17 protein-coding genes are annotated in these 20,328 nt (G+C 69.8%); 12 read left to right on the plus strand and 5 right to left on the minus strand.

Annotated elements, in window-relative coordinates:
- The first annotated feature begins 26 nt into the window (after window positions 1-26).
- From ON26_RS14425 to nuoN, 10 genes are read left to right on the plus strand one after another with little or no spacing between them, the layout of a single operon-like run.
- Complete coding sequence (locus ON26_RS14425; RefSeq protein WP_040796664.1) at window positions 27-1,334, plus strand: NADH dehydrogenase (quinone) subunit D; 1,308 nt, start codon at window positions 27-29, stop codon at window positions 1,332-1,334.
- The gene (gene nuoE / locus ON26_RS14430; protein WP_040796616.1) at window positions 1,331-2,074 is read left to right on the plus strand and encodes an NADH-quinone oxidoreductase subunit NuoE; all 744 of its coding nucleotides are present in this window, start codon (window positions 1,331-1,333) and stop codon (window positions 2,072-2,074) included. The genes ON26_RS14425 and nuoE overlap by 4 nt, the downstream gene beginning before the upstream one ends.
- On the plus strand, window positions 2,071-3,396 hold the full coding sequence (gene nuoF / locus ON26_RS14435; protein ID WP_040796617.1) for an NADH-quinone oxidoreductase subunit NuoF: 1,326 nt from the start codon (window positions 2,071-2,073) through the stop codon (window positions 3,394-3,396). Before nuoE ends, nuoF begins: the two co-directional genes overlap by 4 nt.
- Window positions 3,393-5,903 carry an NADH-quinone oxidoreductase subunit G gene (locus tag ON26_RS14440; RefSeq protein WP_051027071.1) on the plus strand — a complete coding sequence of 837 codons (2,511 nt, stop codon included), beginning with the start codon at window positions 3,393-3,395 and terminating at the stop codon, window positions 5,901-5,903. The genes nuoF and ON26_RS14440 overlap by 4 nt, the downstream gene beginning before the upstream one ends.
- Entirely contained in the window at window positions 5,896-7,722 is a 1,827-nt protein-coding gene (nuoH, locus tag ON26_RS14445; protein WP_040796618.1) for an NADH-quinone oxidoreductase subunit NuoH, read from the plus strand. Before ON26_RS14440 ends, nuoH begins: the two co-directional genes overlap by 8 nt.
- The gene (locus ON26_RS14450; protein WP_040796619.1) at window positions 7,719-8,558 is read left to right on the plus strand and encodes an NADH-quinone oxidoreductase subunit J; all 840 of its coding nucleotides are present in this window, start codon (window positions 7,719-7,721) and stop codon (window positions 8,556-8,558) included. Before nuoH ends, ON26_RS14450 begins: the two co-directional genes overlap by 4 nt.
- Window positions 8,555-8,854: an NADH-quinone oxidoreductase subunit NuoK gene (gene nuoK / locus ON26_RS14455; protein WP_040796620.1), complete on the plus strand. Its 300-nt coding sequence runs from the start codon at window positions 8,555-8,557 to the stop codon at window positions 8,852-8,854. Before ON26_RS14450 ends, nuoK begins: the two co-directional genes overlap by 4 nt.
- A 16-nt stretch (window positions 8,855-8,870) precedes the next feature.
- Window positions 8,871-10,754: an NADH-quinone oxidoreductase subunit L gene (gene nuoL, locus ON26_RS14460; RefSeq protein WP_040796666.1), complete on the plus strand. Its 1,884-nt coding sequence runs from the start codon at window positions 8,871-8,873 to the stop codon at window positions 10,752-10,754.
- 11 nt (window positions 10,755-10,765) lie between these two features.
- Window positions 10,766-12,406, plus strand: a complete 1,641-nt coding sequence (locus ON26_RS14465; RefSeq protein ID WP_040796667.1) for an NADH-quinone oxidoreductase subunit M — start codon at window positions 10,766-10,768, stop codon at window positions 12,404-12,406.
- Window positions 12,403-14,034 (plus strand): NADH-quinone oxidoreductase subunit NuoN, encoded by a 1,632-nt coding sequence (gene nuoN, locus ON26_RS14470; protein WP_040796621.1) that lies wholly within the window; start codon window positions 12,403-12,405, stop codon window positions 14,032-14,034. The genes ON26_RS14465 and nuoN overlap by 4 nt, the downstream gene beginning before the upstream one ends.
- Window positions 14,035-14,122: 88 nt before the next feature.
- On the opposite strand, the gene ON26_RS14475 is transcribed toward nuoN, so the two are convergent.
- A complete protein-coding gene (locus ON26_RS14475; RefSeq protein ID WP_040796622.1) occupies window positions 14,123-15,010 on the minus strand; it encodes a LysR family transcriptional regulator in 888 nt (295 codons plus the stop codon).
- Window positions 15,011-15,082: 72 nt separating this feature from the next.
- On the opposite strand from ON26_RS14475, the gene dapA reads away from it, so the two are divergent.
- Both dapA and ON26_RS14485 read left to right on the plus strand, forming a co-directional pair.
- Entirely contained in the window at window positions 15,083-15,991 is a 909-nt protein-coding gene (dapA, locus tag ON26_RS14480) for a 4-hydroxy-tetrahydrodipicolinate synthase (RefSeq protein WP_040796623.1), read from the plus strand.
- 168 nt (window positions 15,992-16,159) lie between these two features.
- Complete coding sequence (locus ON26_RS14485) at window positions 16,160-17,113, plus strand: endonuclease/exonuclease/phosphatase family protein (RefSeq protein WP_051027072.1); 954 nt, start codon at window positions 16,160-16,162, stop codon at window positions 17,111-17,113.
- A 101-nt stretch (window positions 17,114-17,214) separates the two neighbouring features.
- On the opposite strand, the gene ON26_RS14490 is transcribed toward ON26_RS14485, so the two are convergent.
- Genes ON26_RS14490 through ON26_RS14505 form a run of 4 tightly spaced genes read right to left on the minus strand, consistent with a single transcriptional unit; the run spans window position 17,215 to window position 20,256 of the window.
- Window positions 17,215-17,493 (minus strand): hypothetical protein, encoded by a 279-nt coding sequence (locus ON26_RS14490; RefSeq protein WP_040796624.1) that lies wholly within the window; start codon window positions 17,491-17,493, stop codon window positions 17,215-17,217.
- Window positions 17,490-19,055 carry a radical SAM protein gene (locus ON26_RS14495; protein WP_040796625.1) on the minus strand — a complete coding sequence of 522 codons (1,566 nt, stop codon included), beginning with the start codon at window positions 19,053-19,055 and terminating at the stop codon, window positions 17,490-17,492. Before ON26_RS14495 ends, ON26_RS14490 begins: the two co-directional genes overlap by 4 nt.
- Window positions 19,052-19,504: a hypothetical protein gene (locus ON26_RS14500; protein ID WP_051027073.1), complete on the minus strand. Its 453-nt coding sequence runs from the start codon at window positions 19,502-19,504 to the stop codon at window positions 19,052-19,054. Before ON26_RS14500 ends, ON26_RS14495 begins: the two co-directional genes overlap by 4 nt.
- Complete coding sequence (locus tag ON26_RS14505) at window positions 19,501-20,256, minus strand: prolipoprotein diacylglyceryl transferase (RefSeq protein WP_040796626.1); 756 nt, start codon at window positions 20,254-20,256, stop codon at window positions 19,501-19,503. The genes ON26_RS14500 and ON26_RS14505 overlap by 4 nt, the downstream gene beginning before the upstream one ends.
- Window positions 20,257-20,328 lie beyond the last annotated feature (72 nt).

Raw genomic sequence — 20,328 nt, forward strand, 5'->3', positions numbered from 1 at the left:
ACCGCGCCGCGGGCCAGGCACAGCCGATCGATCCCGATACCGAGCACGGCGAAACCATCGTCACCGTCTCCGGCCGGGACTGGGACACCGTCACCGAAACGCTGGGCGACGCGCGCGAAGAACGCATCGTCGTCAACATGGGCCCGCAACATCCCTCCACGCACGGGGTGCTGCGGTTGATCCTGGAGATCGAGGGCGAGACGGTGGTCGAGGCCCGCTGCGGCATCGGCTATCTGCACACCGGCATCGAGAAGAACCTCGAGTTCCGCAACTGGACCCAGGGCGTCACCTTCGTGACCCGCATGGACTACCTCTCACCGTTCTACAACGAGACCGCCTACTGCCTCGGAGTGGAACGCCTGCTCGACATCACCGAACAGATCCCCGAACGCGCCAGCGTGATCCGGGTACTGCTGATGGAGCTCAACCGCATCTCCTCGCACATGGTCGCGCTGGCCACCGGCGGCATGGAGCTGGGCGCGCTGACCCCCATGCTGTTCGGCTTCCGCGAGCGCGAACTGATCCTCGACGTGTTCGAGGTCATCACCGGCCTGCGGATGAACCACGCCTACATCCGCCCCGGCGGATTGGCCCAGGATCTGCCCGACGACGGCGTCACCAAGGTCCGCGAACTGCTCGGCATCATGCCGAAGCGGTTGCGCGACATGGAACACCTGCTGACCGAGAACCCGATCTTCAAAGCCCGCACCCAGGACGTCGGCTATCTCGATCTGACCGGCTGCATGGCGCTCGGCGTCACCGGCCCGGTCCTGCGTTCCACCGGGCTGCCGCACGATCTGCGCAAGAGCCAACCCTATTGCGGCTACGAGAACTACGAGTTCGACATCCCCGTCACCACCGGCTGCGACTGCTACGGGCGCTACCTGATCCGCGTGGAGGAGATGAAGGAGTCGCTCAAGATCGTCGAGCAGTGCCTGGACAAGTTGCGTCCCGGCCCGGTGATGGTCGACGACAAGAAGATCGCCTGGCCCGCCGATCTGCAGCTCGGCGCCGACGGTCTCGGCAACTCCCCCGCCCACATCGGCCGCATCATGGGCAGCTCCATGGAGGGCCTGATCCACCACTTCAAGCTGGTCACCGAGGGCATCAGGGTGCCCCCGGGCCAGGTGTACGTGGCGGTGGAGTCCCCGCGCGGCGAGCTCGGGGTGCACATGGTCAGCGACGGCGGCACCCGGCCGTACCGGGTGCACTATCGCGACCCTTCGTTCACGAATCTGCAAGCGGTGGCGGCGATGTGCGAGGGCGGCATGGTCGCCGACGTGATCGCCGCGGTCGCGAGCATCGACCCGGTGATGGGTGGTGTCGACCGATGAGCGACCGACAGTCCGAACCGATTCTCCTGCAACTGACCACGCGCCCGGAGCCGTATCCGCCCGCCGTGCGCCAGCGCCTCGAGCTGGACGCCAAGGACATCATCGCCCGCTACCCGCATCCGCGCTCGGCGCTGCTGCCGCTGTTGCACCTGGTGCAGTCCGAGGACGGTTACGTGACCGGAACCGGCATCGAATTCTGTGCCGCGCAACTGGATCTGACCGGCGCGGAGGTCACCGCGGTCGCGACCTTCTACTCCATGTACCGGCGCACCCCCACCGGCGATTATCACGTCGGCGTGTGCACGAACACGCTGTGCGCGGTGCTCGGCGGCGACGCCATCCTCGCGGACCTGACCGCGCATCTCGGGGTCGCGCCGGGCGAGACCACTCCCGACGGCGCGGTCACCCTCGAACACATCGAATGCAACGCGGCCTGCGACTACGCGCCGGTGGTGATGGTCAACTGGGAGTTCTTCGACAACCAGACCCCGGAGTCGGCGCGCGCACTCGTCGACGCGCTGCGCTCGGGCGAGCAGGTCCGGCCCAGCCGCGGCGCCCCGCTGTGCACCTTCCGCGAGACCGCCCGCATCCTGGCCGGCTTCCCCGACGAGCGGCCCGGCGCACTCGACGGCGAGGCGGGCAAGGCCACCCTGGCCGGGCTCGACGTGGCTCGCGAGCGTGGCATGAGCGCGCCCCGACCGGACAGCGCCCCGCGACCGGATGCGGAGGGATCGCGATGAGCACGCCACTGGCCCCCGTCCTGAGCGCGCACTGGGACGACCCGCAGGCGTGGACCTTGGCGAGCTATCTGAGCCGCGACGGGTACGGCGCCGTGCGCAAGGCGCTGCGTATGGAGCCCGACGAAGTGATCCAGGCCGTCAAGGACGCGGGTCTGCGCGGCCGCGGCGGCGCCGGCTTCCCGACCGGCCTGAAATGGGGCTTCATCCCGCAGGGTCCCGGCCCGGATGGCGCCGTCCAACCGCACTACCTGGTGGTCAACGCCGACGAGTCCGAACCCGGCACCTGCAAAGACATCCCGCTCATGCTCGCCACCCCGCACACCCTGATCGAGGGCGTGATCATCGCGGCCTACGCAATCCGGGCGAACACCGCGTTCATCTACCTGCGCGGCGAGGTCGTCCCGGTGCTGCGCCGCCTGCGCGCCGCTGTCGACCAGGCCTACGCCACCGGCCTGCTCGGACGCGACATCCTCGGCTCCGGCTTCGACCTGGAACTGATCGTGCACGCCGGCGCGGGCGCCTACATCTGCGGTGAGGAGACCGCGCTGCTCGATTCGCTCGAGGGCAGGCGCGGCCAACCCCGGTTGCGTCCGCCGTTCCCCGCCGTGGCCGGTCTCTACGCCTGCCCGACGGTGGTCAACAATGTCGAATCCATCGCCAGCGTGCCCGCCATCATCGCCAACGGCACCGACTGGTTCCGGTCGATGGGCAGCGAGAAGTCCCCCGGTTTCACCCTCTATTCGCTGTCCGGGCACGTCACCCGCCCCGGACAGTACGAGGCGCCGCTGGGCATCACCCCGCGCGAGCTGCTCGACTACGCGGGCGGAGTGCGCGCCGGGCACCGGGTCAAATTCTGGACGCCGGGCGGTTCCTCGACCCCGCTGTTCACCGACGAACACCTGGATGTCCCGCTGGACTACGAGGGCGTGGCGGCGGCCGGATCGATGCTGGGCACCAAGGCGCTGCAGATCTTCGACGAGACGACCTGCGTGGTGCGCGCGGTGCTGCGCTGGACGGAGTTCTACGCCCACGAATCCTGCGGCAAGTGCACCCCGTGCCGGGAGGGCACCTACTGGCTGGTCCAGCTGCTGCGCCGCATCGAGAACGGCGAAGGCACCGCCACCGACCTCGACAAGCTGCTCGACATCAGCGACAGCATCCTCGGCAAATCGTTCTGCGCCCTCGGCGACGGCGCCGCCAGCCCGATCATGTCCTCGCTGAAGCACTTCCGCGAGGAGTACGCCGCGCATCTCGACGGTGCGGGCTGTCCGTTCGATCCCGCGCGCGCCACGGCGTGGGCCGAGGCAGGAGGGGTTCGATGACCGTCACCGTCAGCAGCAATGCCAGCGACTTGGCGCCGGCCGACCTGGTCACCGTCACCATCGACGGAGTCGAGGTCAGCGTGCCCGCCGGGACGCTGGTGATCCGCGCGGCCGAACTGATCGGCATCCAGATCCCCCGCTTCTGCGATCACCCGCTGCTCGAACCTGTCGGCGCCTGCAGGCAATGCCTGGTGGAGGTCGAAGGGCAGCGCAAGCCGGTGGCCTCCTGCACGCAGACCGTCGCCGACGGCATGATCGTGCGCACCCAGCTCAGCTCCCCGGTCGCCGCACGCGCGCAGCAGGGCGTGATGGAACTGCTGCTGATCAACCACCCGCTCGACTGCCCGGTGTGCGACAAGGGCGGCGAGTGCCCACTGCAGAACCAGGCGATGTCGACCGGCCGCCCGGAATCCCGCTTCGAAGGCGTGAAACGCACCTATCCCAAACCGATTCCGCTCTCGAGCGCGGTGCTGCTCGACCGGGAACGCTGCGTGCTGTGCGCCCGCTGCACCCGCTTCTCCCAGCAGGTGGCCGGTGATCCGTTCATCGAACTGATGGATCGCGGCGCACTCGAGCAGGTGGGCACCGCGCAGGCGCAACCGTTCGAGTCGTACTTCTCCGGCAACACCGTGCAGATCTGCCCGGTCGGCGCGCTCACCGGGACCAGCTACCGATTCCGCGCCCGGCCCTTCGACCTGGTGTCCTCGCCGAGCGTGTGCGAGCACTGCGCCTCCGGTTGCGCGCAACGCACCGATCACCGGCGCGGAAAGGTGCTGCGCCGCCTGGCCGGTGACGATCCCGCCGTCAACGAGGAATGGAACTGCGACAAGGGCCGCTGGGCGTTCACCTACGCGGATCTGCGCGATCGGATCACCGCCCCACTGCTGCGCGGCGACGACGGTGAACTGCGCCAGGTGTCGTGGTCGGAGGCCATCGCGGCGGCCGCCCGCGGCCTGCGCGCCGCCCGCGGCAATGCCGGTGTCCTGGTGGGCGGACGGGTCACCGAGGAAGACGCCTACGCCTACGCCAAATTCGCCCGCACCGTCCTGGCCACCAACGACATCGACTTCCGGGCCAGGCCGCACTCGGCGGAAGAGGCCGACTTCCTGGCCGCCCGCATCGCCGGACAGGGCATCACCGTCGATTACGGCGGCCTCGAACGCGCGCCGATCGTGCTGCTGGCGGGTTTCGAGCCGGAAGAGGAATCCCCCATCGTCTATCTGCGGCTGCGCAAGGCCGCGCGTCGCCGCGGACGTGCGGTGATCTCGCTGGCGCCGTACGCCTCACGCGGCCTGGAGCGGATGTCGGGCACGCTGGTGCCGACCGCGCCCGGCGCGGAACCGCACCTGCTCGACGCCATGCACCATGCCGACGCCCTGCTCGATCTGCCGATCGATGGCGTCGACGCCGAGACTCTGCGCACCGCCGGACGGCTGCTGCGCGAACCGGGCGCGGTGATCATGGTCGGCGAGCGGCTGGCGACGGTGCCCGGTGCGTTGTCGGCGGCGGTGCGCCTGTCCGAGGAGACCGGGGCCGCGCTGGCGTGGGTGCCGCGGCGGGCGGGCGAGCGCGGCGCGGTCGAAGCGGGCGCGATGCCGGGTCTGCTGCCCGGCGGTCGCCCGTCCTGTGACGCGCGGGCCCGTGAACAGGTAGGCGCGCTGTGGCGGTGCGACGACCTGCCCACCGCGACCGGACGCGACACCGCGGGCATCCTCGACGCCGCATCGGAGCTCGGTGCGCTCCTCGTCGGCGGTGTCGAACCCGCCGACCTGCCCGATCCGGCGGCGGCGCGGGCCGCGCTCGAGCGGGCCCCGTTCGTGGTGAGCCTGGAATTGCGCCACAGCGAGGTCACCGATCGTGCCGATGTGGTGTTCCCGGTGGCTTCGGTGACCGCGAAGGCGGGCACCTTCCGCACCTGGGAGGGGCGGGCGCGCTCGTTCGACACCGTGCTCGGCGATTCGACGGTCCTGCGCACCGCCGCACCGCTGTCGGATCTGCGGGTACTGCACGCGCTGGCCGCCGCCATGGGTTCGGCGTTGGCCCTGCCCGATCCGGCGGCGGCGCGTGCCGAACTCGCCACACTCGGCATATGGGACGGTCCGCCCCTCGCGCCCCCGGCGCATCGTGCGCACCCGCCGACGCGTCCCGGCCCCGGCACGGCGGTGCTGGCGAGCTGGCGGATGCTGCTGGACAGCGGGCGGATGCAGGACGGCGAGGAGAACCTGGCGGGCCTGGCCCGCACGCCGGTGCTGCGGTTGTCGGCCGCGACGGCCGCCGAGATCGGCGCGGGCAGCGGCGACCAGGTGGAGGCGGCGAGCGAGCGCGGGGCGATCGTGCTGCCGCTGCAGATCACCGACATGCCCGATCGGGTGGTGTGGGTGCCGATGAACTCCCCCGGTTCGGCGTTGCACGAACAGCTCGCCGTCGCGACGGGCAGCGTGCTGCGGCTGCGCCGGGCCGAGAACGCGTCGGCCGCGACGAGCGCGCGGGAGGACGACCATGCCTGATCTCTCACTGTTCGGTCACGACCCGTTCTGGCTGGTGCTGGCCAAAGCGGTGTTCGTGTTCGTGTTCGTCATCGTCATCCCGCTGGTCGCGGTGCTCGCCGAACGTAAAGTCGTCGCGCGTATGCAGATGCGGATCGGCCCGAACCGGGTCGGCCCGTTCGGTTCCCTGCAGTCGGTCGCCGACGGCGTGAAGATGGCGTTCAAGGAAGACCTGATCCCGGCCATCGTGGACAAGCCGATCTACCTTCTCGCGCCGATCATCTCGGTGATCACCGCGTTCATGGCGTTCGCGGTGATCCCGCTCGGCGGCGAGGTGTCCGTCGTGGGCAACGCCACCGCGCTGCAGCTGACCGACATGCCGGTCGGTGTCCTCTACGTCCTGGCCATCACCTCCATCGGCGTCTACGGCATCGTGCTGGCCGGCTGGGCGTCGGGTTCCACCTACCCATTGCTGGGCGGTCTGCGCTCGACGGCGCAGGTGATCTCCTACGAGATCGCGATGGCACTGTGCTTCGCCGCGGTGTTCCTGCACGCGGGCACCATGGCCACCTCCGGGATCGTCGGCGCGCAGCATCCGACCTGGTTCGTGTTCCTGCTGCTGCCCTCGTTCCTCATCTACTGCGTGTCGATGGTCGGCGAGACCAACCGGGCACCGTTCGACCTGCCCGAAGCCGAGGGCGAACTCGTCGGCGGTTTCCACACCGAGTACTCCTCGCTGAAGTTCGCGATGTTCATGCTCGCCGAATACGTGAACATGGGCACCGTCTCGGCGCTGGCGACGACTCTGTTCCTCGGCGGGTGGGGCGCCCCGTGGCCGTTCAACATGATCGACGGCGCGGACGCGGGCTGGTGGGGTCTGCTGTGGTTCACCGTCAAGCTGTGGTCGTTCATGTTCGTGTTCGTCTGGCTGCGCGGCACCCTGCCCCGCCTGCGCTACGACCAGTTCATGCGGCTGGGCTGGCAGCTGCTCATCCCGGTCTCGCTGCTGTGGGTGATGGTGGTCGCGGGCGCGCGGCTGCTGCGCTCGGAGGGCTACGAGTGGGCGATCACCGCGCAGGTCGTGCTCGGCGTGGTGATCACATTGGCGATGATCGGCCGATTCCTGCATGCCGGGAAGCGCTCCGGCGCCGCACCCGCACCCGCGGACGAACCGGCATCGGACAACGCGGTGTTCCTCGGGTTCCCGACGCCGCCGATGCCTGCCGATACGCACCGTGTCGATCCGAAGGGTGGGCTGCTCGAGCCGCTCGCCGGGTTCGTGGTCACCGCGGCCACGATGTTCAAGAAGCCGAACACCGAGTTCTATCCCGAGGAGAAGGTCCCGACGGCGCCGCGCTATCACGGCAGGCACCAATTGAACCGCCATCCCGACGGTCTGGAGAAGTGCATCGGCTGCGAGCTGTGCGCGTGGGCCTGCCCGGCGGACGCGATCTACGTCGAGGGCGCCGACAACACCGCCGAGGAGCGCTACTCCCCCGGCGAACGCTACGGACGCGTGTACCAGATCAACTATCTGCGGTGCATCGGTTGCGGTCTGTGCATCGAAGCGTGCCCGACCCGCGCGCTGACGATGACCAACGACTACGAACTCACCGACGACAACCGCGCCGGGCTCATCTACGAGAAGGACCGGCTGCTGGCACCGCCGGCCCCGGACATGCAGGCTCCGCCGCACGCGATGGCGCCGGGGGCCACCGAGGCCGACTACTACCTCGGCCTGGTGCCCGGCTCCACGGACAACGCCCACGCGGCGAACGGCCATGCGAACGGTTCCGCGGAGAAGCCCGCCGTCGCCGCCGCGGAAGGAGGCGCGCGATGACCACGCTCATGGCCGCCGAAACCCTCACCAGGACATCGACCGGTGAGGCCGTGCAGTTCTGGATCCTCGCGCCGCTGGCCGTGCTCGGCGCGCTCGGCATGGTGTTCGCCGCCAAGGCCGTGCATTCGGCGATCTGCCTGGCCGCCACCATGATCACGTTGGCGGTCATGTACATCGCCCAGGACGCGCTGTTCCTGGGCGTGGTGCAGATCGTCGTCTACACCGGCGCGGTGATGATGCTGTTCCTGTTCGTCATGATGCTCGTCGGCGTGGATTCCGCGGAATCGCTGCGGGAGACGATCCGGGGCCAGCGTCTGGCCGCGGCCGTGGTCGGTGTCGGGTTCGGGTTGTTGCTGATCGCCGGGATCGCGATCGGGATCCGCGAGTCGGGGGTGGTGTTCCCCGGCGGCGGATTCCCGGGCCGGGATGTGATCGCGGAACTGGCCGAGCTGGTTTTCCTGCGCTACGTGTGGGCGTTCGAGTTGACCGGCGCGCTGCTGATCACCGCGACCATCGGTGCGATGCTGCTCGCCCATCGCGAGAACTTCGGCCCGCGTCGCACCCAGCGGGAGCTGGCGCGCAGCCGGTTCCGCGACGGCGTCTCCCGCGCTACCCCGTTGCCGACGCCGGGGGTCTACGCCCGGCACAACGCCGTCGACGTCCCGGCCCGGCTGCCCGACGGTTCCTTCGAGGAGCTCTCGGTCAGCACGATCCTGCGCCATCGCCGCACCAGGGCACTCACCGAGGCCGCCGTCCTGTCGGTGGACTCGGACGACGGTTCCCGGAGCGAGGTGGCGCGGCGTCCCGATTCCGCCGATGAGGAAGGCACCCGGTGAATCCAGAGAACTACCTGTTCCTGTCCGCCCTGTTGTTCACCATCGGCGCGTCCGGAGTCCTGTTGCGGCGCAACGCGATCGTGGTGTTCATGTGCGTGGAACTGATGCTCAACGCGGTGAACCTGGCGTTCGTCACCTTCGCCCGGCTGCACACGAATCTCGACGGTCAGGTGATCGCCTTCTTCACCATGGTGGTCGCCGCCGCCGAGGTGGTCATCGGCCTGGCCATCATCATGGCCATCTTCCGTGCCCGCCGCTCGACCTCGGTCGACGACGCCAGTCTGCTGCGGTTCTGACATGGACGGCTCCGACATGGCTACCGCGCCCTTGTATCTGCTGCCCGCGCTGCCGTTGGCAGGCGCCGCCGTGCTGCTGTTGCTCGGCCGGCGCGCCGACCGCTGGGGGCATCTGCTCGCCACCCTGACCGCACTCGCCTCGTTCGCCGTGGCCGTGCTGGCCTTCGCCGACATGCTCGGCCGCGCCGATGGCGCCCGCGCGATCGGCGCGGAGCTGTTCACCTGGGTGCCGGTCGCGAGCCTGCAGGTGGAATTCGCCCTGCGCCTGGATCAGTTGTCGATGTGCTTCGCGCTGCTGATCACCGGTGTCGGGTCGCTCATCCACGCGTATTCGATCGGCTACATGCGCGATGATCCGGGCCGCAGGCGCTTCTTCGCCTACCTGAATCTTTTCTTGGCCGCGATGCTGATCCTGGTGCTGGCGAACAACTATCTGGTCCTGTATCTGGGCTGGGAGGGCGTCGGCCTGGCCTCCTACCTGCTGATCGGGTTCTGGTTCCACAAGCCGTCGGCGGCCACGGCGGCGAAGAAGGCGTTCGTGGTGAACCGGGTCGGCGACACGGGGCTGGCGCTGGCGATGATGGTCATGTTCGCCACCTTCGGCTCGGTCGATTTCGACGGGGTGTTCGCCGCCGCGCCCGGCGCGAGCGAGGCGACGCTGACCGCGATCGGATTGCTGTTGCTGCTGGCGGCGTGCGGCAAGTCCGCGCAGGTGCCGTTGCAGTCCTGGCTCGGGGACGCGATGGAGGGCCCGACCCCGGTGTCGGCGCTCATCCACGCCGCCACCATGGTCACCGCGGGCGTCTACCTGATCGCCCGCTCCAACGCCATCTTCGACCTGGCGCCGGGCGCCCAGTTGGCGGTGGTGCTCGTCGGCGCCGTGACCTTGATGTTCGGCGCGATCATCGGTTGCGCCAAGGACGACATCAAGAAGGCGCTGGCCGCCTCGACGATGAGCCAGATCGGGTACATGGTGCTCGCCGCGGGCCTCGGCCCGGCCGGTTACGCCTTCGCGATCATGCATCTGCTCACCCACGGCTTCTTCAAGGCCGGGCTGTTCCTCGGCGCGGGCTCGGTCATGCACGCGATGAACGACGAAACCGACATGCGCCGCTACGGCGGGCTGCGCACCCTGCTACCGATCACCTACCTCACTTTCGGTCTCGGCTATCTCGCCATCATCGGTGTGCCGCCGTTCGCCGGGTTCTTCTCCAAGGACAAGATCATCGAGGTCGCCTTCGGTTCCGGCGGCGCCGGTGGCTACGCCTTGGGGACGGTGGCGCTGCTGGGCGCGGGCCTGACCGCCTTCTACATGACCCGCGTCATGCTGATGACCTTCTTCGGCGAACGACGCTGGGCGCCGGACACCCACCCGCACGAATCACCGGTGTCGATGACCGGCCCGATGATTCTGCTGGCGATCGGTTCGGTCGCCTCGGGCGGACTGCTGGTGCTGGGCGATTCGCTGCAGAACTGGCTCGAACCCGTGGTCGGGGCCTCGCACGCCGAGCACGCGCTGCCCGCGAGTGTGGTGACCGGGCTGGCGCTGGCCGTCGTGGCGATCGGTGCGGGCGTGGCCTACCTGCGCTACGGTCGCGCCGAAATCCCCCGCACCGCACCGGAAGCGAGTTTCGCGACCGTGGCCGCACGCAACGATCTCTACGGTGACGCGGCCAACGAGGCGTTGCTGATGCGGCCGGGTCTGCATCTGACCCGGTCGCTGGTGTTCGTCGACACTCGCGGTATCGACGGGCTGGTCAACGGCATCGCCGCGTTCATCGGCGGATTGTCGGCGCGGGCGCGACGCGTCCAGACCGGGTTCGTGCGGTCCTATGCCCTGTCCATGTTCACCGGCGCGGCCCTGGTGGCCGCCGCCCTGGTGGCGGTGCGCATCCTGTGAGCGAGGCGGTCATGAGCGAAGCGGTCACGAGCGGTTTCCCCTGGTTGAGCGTCCTGTGGCTGCTGCCGGTGGCCGGTGCGCTGGTGGTGCTGGTGCTCCCGGCGGCGCGGCGGACGCTGGCCCGCGCGTTGGCGCTGGCGACGTCGGTCGGCGTGCTGGCGGTCGCGGTCGGGCTGGCGGTGGCCTTCGAACCCGGCGGCGCGCACTACCAGTTCGTCGAATCCCAGGAGTGGATCCCGGCTTTCGGTGCCGGGTACACCCTCGGCCTGGACGGCATCGCGCTGGTGCTGGTACTGCTGACCACCGCGCTGGTGCCGCTGCTGATCCTGGCCGGCTGGCACGACGATCGGGAGGCGGGCGGTGGGCGCCGCGCCGCGCACGTCTACGTCGCGCTGACCCTGCTGGTCGAGGCGATGGTGCTGATGTCCTTCCTGGCCCTGGACATCCTGCTGTTCTACGTGTTCTTCGAGGCCATGCTCATCCCGATGTACTTCCTCATCGGCGGTTTCGGCCCGCGCACCGGCGAGGCCGCGGTCCGGGCGGCCCGCTCGCGCGCGGCGGTGAAGTTCCTGCTCTACAACCTGCTGGGCGGGCTGGTCATGCTGGCCGCGGTGATCGGGCTGTACGTACTCACCGTCCGCGACGGGCTCGGCGCCGCCGGCGGCGGCACCTTCGATCTGCGTGTGGTGGTCGATGCCGCCAATTCCGGTGGACTGGGTGCGGATCCGGCGGTGCTCAACGCGCTGTTCCTCGGCTTCATGTTCGCGTTCGCGGTGAAGGCTCCGCTGTGGCCGTTGCACACCTGGCTGCCGGACGCGGCCGTGGCGGCGACCCCGTCCAGTGCGGTGCTGATGATGGCGGTGGTCGACAAGGTCGGCACGTTCGGCATGCTGCGGTTCTGCTTGACGCTGTTCCCGGAGGCGTCGGGAACCTATGCGCCGCTGGTGATCACGCTCGCGGTGATCGGCATACTCTACGGCGCGCTGCTGGCCATCGGGCAGACCGACGTGATGCGCCTGATCGCTTACACCTCGATCTCGCACTTCGGGTTCATCATCCTCGGGATCTTCGCCATGACCAGCCAGTCCCAATCCGGGGCGACGCTGTACATGGTCAATCACGGCATCTCCACCGCCGCGTTGTTCCTGGTCGCGGGTTTCCTGGTGTCGCGGCGCGGCAGCCGGATGATCGCCGACTACGGCGGGGTGCAGAAGGTGGCCCCGGTGCTGGCGGGCACGTTCTTCGTCGCGGGTCTGGCGACCCTGTCGCTGCCGGGTCTGGCGCCGTTCGTCAGCGAATTCCTCGTATTGATCGGCACTTTCAGCCGCTACCAGGTGGCCGCTGTCTTCGCGACCGGTGCGCTGGTGCTGGCGGCGATCTACGTGCTGTGGATGTATCAGCGGATGATGACCGGCCCGGTGAAGGAGGGCAACGAGAAGCTGCCCGATCTGGTGCCGCGCGAACTGCTCGTCATCGCTCCCTTGATCGCTGCGCTGCTGTTCCTCGGCCTGTATCCGCGGGCGGTGCTCGACTATGTCGATCCCGCGGTCGGTCGGACGTTGACGACCATCGGGCGCAATGATCCCGCGCCGACGGTGCCCGCGCCGGTCGCTGGTGCGCCGAAGCTCGAGGAAGAAGGTGGACACCGGTGACCGTTTCCGCGACGCACACGCTGGCCGCGGCGCTGCCCGCCCCGAGTATCGAATACGGTGCGCTGTCACCGATGTTGATCGTCTTCGGCGTCGGCGTGGTCGGCGTGCTGGTCGAGGCGTTCGTGCCGCGACCGTGGCGCTATGGCACCCAGCTCGTCCTCGCGGTCACCGGTCTGGTGGCAGCCTTCGGCGCGGTGGTCGCGCTGGCAGGCACGGAGCAGACGGCGGTGGCCGGGGCCGTCGCCGTCGACGGAGTGACCCTGTTCCTGCAGGGCACGCTGCTGGTGGTGTCGCTGATCGCGGTGTTGCTGATGGGCGAGCGGCGCGCCGAGGGCGTGCGGGCCCGATCGGGGCCGGGCACCTGGAGCCGGGCGGCGGCGACGGCTACCGCGACAGCGGAGCGTGGTCTGGACGCGTTCGCCCCGCAGGCGGCGGCGGTACCGGGCAGTGCGGACGAGCAGGCCGCCGCGCGGGCGGGTGCGCTGGCGACGGAGGTGTTCCCGTTGTCGATGCTGGCCGTCGGCGGGATGCTGCTGTTCCCGGCCGCCAACGACCTGCTGACGATGTTCGTCGCGCTGGAGGTGCTCTCGATGCCGCTGTATGTGTTGTGCGGTCTCGCCCGGCGCAAGCGCCTGCTCTCCCAGGAGGCCTCGCTCAAGTACTTCCTGCTGGGGGCGTTCTCGTCGGCGTTCTTCCTCTACGGCGTGGCCCTGTTGTACGGGCAGGCGGGCACGGTGCGGTTGAGCGGTATCGCCGAGGCGATCGCCGCGCAGTCCGGTGATCCGCTGCTGGGACTGCTCGGGCTGGCGATGCTCTCGGTCGGGTTGTTGTTCAAGATCGGCGCGGTGCCGTTCCAGGCGTGGGTGCCGGATGTGTATCAGGGTGCGCCGACGCCGGTGACGGCGTTCATGGCGGCGGCCACCAAGATCGCGGCGGTGGGTGCGCTGGCGCGGGTGCTCTATGTCGGCGCGCCGGGGCTGGTGGACGATTGGCGTCCGGTGGTGGCGGCGATCGCGATCGCGACGATGGTGGTCGGCGCGGTGCTGGCGGTGACGCAGACCGATGTGAAGCGGATGCTGGCCTATTCCTCGGTCACCCATGCGGGTTTCCTGCTGACCGGTCTGTTGTCGGCCGATGCGGCCGGGATCGCGGCGACGCTGTTCTATCTGGCCGTCTACGGTCTGAGCACGGTGGGCGCGTTCGCGGTGGTCACCCTGGTGCGCGACGACACCGATGAGGAAGCCACCGGTCTGGCCCGTTGGTCCGGACTCGGCCGCCGGTCCCCCTGGACGGCAACGGTTTTCGCGCTGCTGCTGCTCTCCTTCGCCGGTCTCCCGCTCACCAGCGGTTTCATCGCCAAGTTCGCGGTGTTCAATGCGGCGGCCTCGGGTTACGGCGCCTCGGTGGTCGTGGTCGGCGTGCTGACCAGTGCGGTCGCGGCGTTCTTCTACGTCCGCGTGATCGTGATGATGTTCTTCACCGACCCGCCGGCTGATGCCCCCGATGTCCGTTCTCCCGCACTGACCTGGGCGCTGATCCTGCTGACCGGGATCGGCACGCTGGTGTTCGGTGTGTTCCCGCAGCCGTTGCTGGATCTGGCCGAGCAGGCCGCGACTTTCGTCAGCTGATCGCCGGATCCTGTTCGGGCGCGAGGTCTTCGAGGTAGCGCGCGACCGGCCACTGTGGTTCCTCCTGAGCAGTTCGATCGACGATTCGTCAGTGCAGGGCGGCGAGGGTCGCGCGGATGGCGGGGCTGGCGTCGGCGCTGCGCCGCCAGGCCGCGTGGACTTCACGGGTCGGAGTCCGCTCCAGCGGGCGGGCGATGAGGTCGTCGCCGAGGGGTGGGCGGGCCAGGCGGGGGATGAGGGCGAGGACGCCGTCGGCGGCGACGAGGGCGAGTTGGGTGGCGAAGTCGTCGATGAGGTGGCGGACGTCGGGGTCGGCGGGGATATCGGCGAACAGGCGGCGGAACCATTGGTGGCAGACCGTGCCGGGCGGGCTGGTGACCCAGGCGTGGCCGGCGAGGTCGTCGCCGGTGAGGGGCCGGTCGTGGGCGGCGAGCGGGTGGGTGCGGTGCATGACGACGTCGCCGATGTCGGTGTGGATGTGGCGGCTGGCCAGTGTGGGCGGCAGCGGTGCGGGCAGGCCGTCGGCGTCGTGGACGAGGGCGAGGTCGGCTGTGCCCGCGGCGACGCTGTGCAGCGCCTGGCCGGGGTCCTGTTCGGTGATGTGCAGGCGCAACTCGGGGCAGGTCGCGGCCAGACGGGTGAGGGTGGGGGCGAGCAGGCCGCGGGCCGCGGTGGAGAACGCGGCGACGCGCAGCGTGCCGCGAGGTGCGCCGTCGGCGACCGATCGGGCGGCTTCGGCGCAGCGTTCGAGTGCCTGGAACACCTCGGGCGCCGAGTCGACGAGAGCCGTCCCCGCCGCGGTGAGCACGACGCCGCGCCCGGCCGGGGCGAGTACGGGCACCCCTATCTGCTGTTCGAGCCGTTTGATCTGCTGGGAGACGGCCGAGGCGGTGAAGCCCAGTTCGTCGGCCGCGCGCGCGAGTGTTCCGAGTGCGGCCACCGAGCGGAGTGCGCGCAGGGCGCCGACATCGATCATGAAGTAACGCTAATCGATATCGTCCAGAAAGCATCGCTGGACCCCAGGTGTCGGGCGGGACAGGATCGATTCATGATCGAGACACAGCACCGTGCGGCCGAGCTGTTCGGCACGAACCTGGTGGCCCTGGTGACGCCGATGCGGCCCGACGGAACAATCGACGAGCCGAGTGTCGGCACGCTCGTCGAGCACCTGATCGCCACGGGCTGCGACGGTCTCGTCGTGGCGGGCACCACCGGCGAGTCGCCCACGGTGAGCGATGCCGAGGCCGTCGCTCTGGTCCGCTCGGTGGTGTCCGCGGCGGCGGGCCGGGCGAAGGTGATCGCCGGGGTCGGCTCCTACGACACCGCGGTGACCGTGCGGCGGGCGCGGGAGGCCGAGGCGGCGGGCGCGGACGCGCTGCTGGTGGTGTGCCCGTACTACTCGAAGCCCTCGCAGGCCGGGGTGGTGGCGCACTGTCTGGCGGTCGCCGACGCCACCGCGCTGCCGGTCATGCTCTACGACGTGCCCGCGCGCGCGGGCATCGCGATGGCCGCCACGACACTGATCGAGCTGGCCGCCCACCCCCGGATCGTGGCTGTCAAGGACGCCAAAGGCGACCTGTTCGAGGCGATGTCGGTCATGTCCCGCACGTCGCTGGCCTACTACTGCGGCATCGACGAACTGAATCCGGCGTATCTCGCGTGCGGCGCGACCGGGGTGGTCAGCGTGGTCGGCAATGTCGCGGCCGATCGCATCGCCGAACTGGTCCGCGCGGTGGGCGTCGGCGATCTCGTGACGGCGCGGGCGATCCACACGGCACTGATCCCGCTGATCGACGCGGTGATGCGCGCCTCGCAGGGGGCGGTCATGGCCAAGGCCGCGCTGGCCGAACTGGGCGTCATCGAGCATGCGGCGGTGCGTCTTCCGCTGGTGGAAGCGTCCATGGAGGAGCGCGCGCGGTTGCGGGAGGCGATGACTGTACTGGCCGCGCCGGCCTGATCCCGGCGGACAGCCGCAGCCGACACGGTGGCTGCGGCTGTCCGGGTGCGGATCGAGTGCGCCGAGGGCGCGAGGTCCTGGTCGGTGCACCCGATCCGCCGCGACGGAGCGTGTCTCCCCGGTCGCTGTCGCTCGGCGCCACGGCACATGTGTGGTTGTCTGTCGGACATGAATTCGAAGCTGGTCCGGGCCGGTGTCGGCGTAATCGCCTGGTCCGCGACGCTCGCGGGGGTGGCGGGTGTCGCTCTGCATTTCGGTCGGCTGTCGTGGCAACCGGTTGTGCTGGCCGCTTCGGGCGCTCCCTATCTGATGGGATGCGCGCTGCTCGGGGCGGTGACGTTCCTTGCTTCGCGGCGCTGGGTGGGCGCGGGAGTGGCGGTGGTGGTCGTCGCGGCGGCGGCGTCGACGCAGGCTCCGCTCTACATCTCGCGCGCGGAAGACGGGGACGGGCCGGCGGTGACGGTGATGCAGGCCAACCTGTTGTTCGACGGGGCCGATCCGCGCGCGCTGGTCGAGCAGGTGCGTGAACGGCGCATCGATGTGCTCACCGTCAACGAGCTCACGCCCGGGGCGATCGAGGCGCTCGGGGCGGCCGGGCTCGACGAGTTGTTGCCGCACCGGTACCTGTCCCCCGGCCGGACAGCCGCCGGGACGGGGATCTGGAGCCGCTACCCGCTGTCGGAGACGGTCGAGTACGACGGGTTCGTGTTGAACCAGTTGTCGGCGACGGCAACGGTTCCCGGGGTCGGGCCGGTCGGCGTCTACGCGCTGCATCCGGTCCCGCCGGTGTACAGCGCGCGGGTGTGGGCCGACGAGTTGTCCCGTCTGCGTGACATTCTCGGCCGGTCGCCGTCGGACCGGCCGATCATCGCCGGTGGCGATTTCAACGCGACCCATGATCACGCGCAGTTCCGGTCGATGGCGTCGGGGCGTTTCGGCGACGCGGCCGCGCAGGCCGGTGCGGGGCATCTGGTCACGTATCCGACCGACAAGCGGTGGCCGCCGTTGGTCGGCATCGATCACGTGCTCGTCGCCGGCGGACGGGCGGTGTCGGTGGAAACGGTGGCTCTTCCGGGAGCCGATCATCGCGCGTTGGTGGCGCGGATCCGGCTGGGCTCGTAGGAGGGTGTCACAGTCGCCTACCCTGGCTCCGCAACTGGCGGTGTGCGGCACGGTCGAGTACAGGTCGAGGACCGCGGGATCTCCCCGTCACCAGCGCCGGCCTACAGCAGCGGCGTCATCGCGACGATTCCGATCGCGACGAGCACGGCCAGGTAGGCCAGCACCAGCCGGGTGTCACGCAGCAGGCACCTGCTGCGCAGCAGTCCGTTGCGCCTGGCCCGCCAATAGGCGAGGAAACCGAGTGCGGCGAAACCGGTGAGCGCGATCGGCCCGAGCAGCCAGGTGAGCAGTGCGACGGTGGCGTAGACACACAGGTTCAGCGGGTCGTGGTGCGGTTGCCGGGCGATCGCTTCTTCGTAGTAGACGCCGGTGTCGCTCATCGCACCTCCACCGGTAGCAGCGCGCGTCCGGCGGGGGCGGCGGCGGAGAGTCGCTGCCGGGACAGGGCGGGCCAGGCCTGCACAGCGCAGAAGGGGGCGCATTGGTCGGCGGTGCCTGCGCGGGTGCCGACGTGCACGCAGCATTGGGTGAGGCGTTCTTCGATCATGGTGGAGATGTCCATGAACGGTTTGACGGTGATGCGTACGACGCGTTCGCCGAGCAGTGCGCGCAGCTTGGCTTTTCGGCCGGGCAGCGCCGAGGACGCCAGGGTGAGCAGGGTGGACATCCCCAGGTCGCAGGTCCGGCAGATGTTCTGCCAGACCGTGCCCATATCGGGGTGTGAGAGCGAGGACTGTTCGGAGAGCAGGCCGTGCAGTGATTCGCGCACGGCCAGGCGCAGTTCGGCGGGGATCTCGCTGTCGGCGATGCGGTTGGCGACCAGGCCGAGTCGTGCGGCGAGGGTGTCGTGGCCGATGAGCGCGACCAGGGAGCGCCAGGTTCCGGCGTCGTCGCGCAGCAGGTAGCCGACCGAGCAGCAGTGCGGGTGGGAGCAGGGCAGGGCGGTGAGGTCCTGCCAGGTGACCAGGCCGCCGGTCTGCGGGCCGAGGCGGGCCAGGACGCCGGTGTGGGTGAGACGGTCGGCGGGGTCGATGGGGCCGGATCGGCCGGAGCCGAATTGGGGCTGGATGGAGACGCCGCCGACGAACGGGGTGTCCAGGGCGGTCCGCACGACGGCGCCGATCTCGTCGTCGTTGACGCCGAGGGCCGCGGTCATCACCAGGGTGGTGAAGATGGCGTGGGCGGAGAGGCGTTGCAGCGCCGAATCTTTGAGTGCGCGCAGGTCGCCGCCGCGGTGATGGCGGGAGGCGGCGGCGCTGATGCCGTCGAACTGCAGGTAGATCTCGACGCGTTCGCGGTGTTCGGCCAGCAGCGCGAGCAGGCTGTCGTCGCGGGCGATGCGGATGCCGTTGGTGTTGAGCAGGATCCGGGTGATGGGTCGGGCGGTGAGTTCGGTGAGCAGTTCGGGCAGTTGCGGGTGCAGGGTGGGTTCGCCGCCGCTGAGCATGAGCACGTCGAGCCTGCCGTGTTCGCGGGCCAGGCGCTGGTCGACATTGGCGAGAACGTCGGCGACGGCGACGACGCCGCCGAGATCGGGGGCGGAGTCGGCGAAGCAGGTGGGGCAGCGCAGGTTGCAGGTATCGACGATGTCCTCGAGCAGGATGCAGGTGTGTTGGGTCTGCATCTCCGGCAGACCGCGCAGGTAGGCCGAGGGCACCGGGTCGAAGTTGCCGGGCGTGTCGGGCAGGTGCGCTTTGGTGGGCGCGGTCCAGCGTTCGAGGTAGCTGAGGATTTCGGGGTTCTCGTCGTAGAGGGTGCGGATCATGCCGTGGCGGGGGCAACCGCGTTCCAGATACACGCGGCCGTCGCGTTCGGCGAGCCATCCGGACAGGCGCGCGACGTCGGCCAGCGGGCGGTCGGGGTCCTCGTGGTGGCATCGAGGGCAGAACGCGGTGACGTAACGCAGGATGCGGTCATCTCGCAGGGGCATCCCGGCGGTCATGGCTGTGCTCCGTTCTCGGCGAGCGTGGGCGATGGAGGTGCACTGTAGAGGTTGGGGTTGACGCCGGTGCAGAAGCCCGCCGTGCAGATGGTGACCAGCGCCCATCCGATCATCAATCCCATGCCGAGACCTTTGGCGACGGGTTTGCGCACCAGGATGAGCAGTGTGCCGCCGCCGAACGCGGCCAGCGCGCCGAACGCGGCGGCCAGACCCAGGATCACCCGGTAGGAGTTGCCGCCGTTGGCGACGCCGACGAACACGATGAACCCGAAGACGGCGTTGACGACGATGAACAGCGCTGCCCCGGCGACCGCGAATCCCGCGACGACGCCACCCTGTTTCGGCGCCGCAGGCGGTTCCCCGTAGGGCTGATACGGCTGATCGCGATACGGCGCCGGCTGCTCGGGCGGACCCTGGCCGGGGTCGGGTGGGGGCGGTGGATTGTTCATGCCGCGACCTTTCGTCCGAGGATCGTGTCGTAGATGCCGCGCCGGTAACCGATGGACACGCGCACCGCGACCAGCAGCAGCCCGGGGATCAGGAACCATTGCGGGCGAGTCAGATCCAGCCACACGGTGTCGTTGGCGCGGGTGAATTCGACGAGGAACCGGAAGACGGCGTAGGCGCCGACGTAGAGGGTGAACAGTTCCCCGGGAGCGGTGATCTTCTCACGCGCCCAGCGCAGCCAGCAGAACGCGGCCAGGTGGAAGGCGATTTCGTAGAGGAAGCTGGGGTGCATGGCCGCGCCGCTCGCGCAGCCGGGGCATTCGGGGACCGAGCCCGGCGCGTGCACGCCCCAGGGCAGCGCGGTCGGGCGGCCGGGCGCTTCGGTGAGGTGGCACCCGATGCGCCCGACGGCCATGCCGAGGGCGACGGCGGGGGCGAACAGGTCGCCGGTGCGTTCCCGGTAGCCGATGAGCCGTTTGGCCATGAGCACGCCGAGATAGGCGCCGAGGAGTCCGCCGAGCACGCTGCGCGCCCCGAACAGCCAGCTCTCATAGGGGTCGAGGGTTTCGGCCAGGCTGGACAGACGCATCCCGATCGCCCCGCCGACCAGCGCGCCGGTGACCGCGACCAGCGATTCCTCCCCCAGCGCGCCGCGGCGGCGGCATTCCAGGACGAAGACCACGGCGGCGACCGCCACCCCGAGCGCCACGAAGAATCCGTGGGTGGGGAGCCCGAAGATCAACTGCGGCACCATGGGGCGAGACTATCGGGCTCGCGTCCCGGCGGGGATGAGTGAAACTACCCGGCGTCGGGTGCGCGAACGGGT

It is taken from the genome of Nocardia higoensis NBRC 100133, from assembly GCF_000308595.1.
GTDB lineage: Bacteria > Actinomycetota > Actinomycetes > Mycobacteriales > Mycobacteriaceae > Nocardia > Nocardia higoensis.

Coding starts and splice junctions, on each gene's coding strand:
- nuoL (WP_040796666.1), top strand. CDS start 8,871: ATGGCTACCGCGCCCTTGTATCTGCTGCCCGCGCTGCCGTTGGCAGGC.
- ON26_RS14465 (WP_040796667.1), top strand. CDS start 10,766: ATGAGCGAAGCGGTCACGAGCGGTTTCCCCTGGTTGAGCGTCCTGTGG.
- nuoH (WP_040796618.1), top strand. CDS start 5,896: ATGCCTGATCTCTCACTGTTCGGTCACGACCCGTTCTGGCTGGTGCTG.
- ON26_RS14505 (WP_040796626.1), bottom strand. CDS start 20,256: ATGGTGCCGCAGTTGATCTTCGGGCTCCCCACCCACGGATTCTTCGTG.
- dapA (WP_040796623.1), top strand. CDS start 15,083: ATGATCGAGACACAGCACCGTGCGGCCGAGCTGTTCGGCACGAACCTG.
- ON26_RS14475 (WP_040796622.1), bottom strand. CDS start 15,010: ATGATCGATGTCGGCGCCCTGCGCGCACTCCGCTCGGTGGCCGCACTC.
- nuoF (WP_040796617.1), top strand. CDS start 2,071: ATGAGCACGCCACTGGCCCCCGTCCTGAGCGCGCACTGGGACGACCCG.
- nuoE (WP_040796616.1), top strand. CDS start 1,331: ATGAGCGACCGACAGTCCGAACCGATTCTCCTGCAACTGACCACGCGC.
- ON26_RS14440 (WP_051027071.1), top strand. CDS start 3,393: ATGACCGTCACCGTCAGCAGCAATGCCAGCGACTTGGCGCCGGCCGAC.
- ON26_RS14490 (WP_040796624.1), bottom strand. CDS start 17,493: ATGAGCGACACCGGCGTCTACTACGAAGAAGCGATCGCCCGGCAACCG.
- ON26_RS14495 (WP_040796625.1), bottom strand. CDS start 19,055: ATGACCGCCGGGATGCCCCTGCGAGATGACCGCATCCTGCGTTACGTC.
- ON26_RS14450 (WP_040796619.1), top strand. CDS start 7,719: ATGACCACGCTCATGGCCGCCGAAACCCTCACCAGGACATCGACCGGT.
- ON26_RS14485 (WP_051027072.1), top strand. CDS start 16,160: ATGAATTCGAAGCTGGTCCGGGCCGGTGTCGGCGTAATCGCCTGGTCC.
- ON26_RS14500 (WP_051027073.1), bottom strand. CDS start 19,504: ATGAACAATCCACCGCCCCCACCCGACCCCGGCCAGGGTCCGCCCGAG.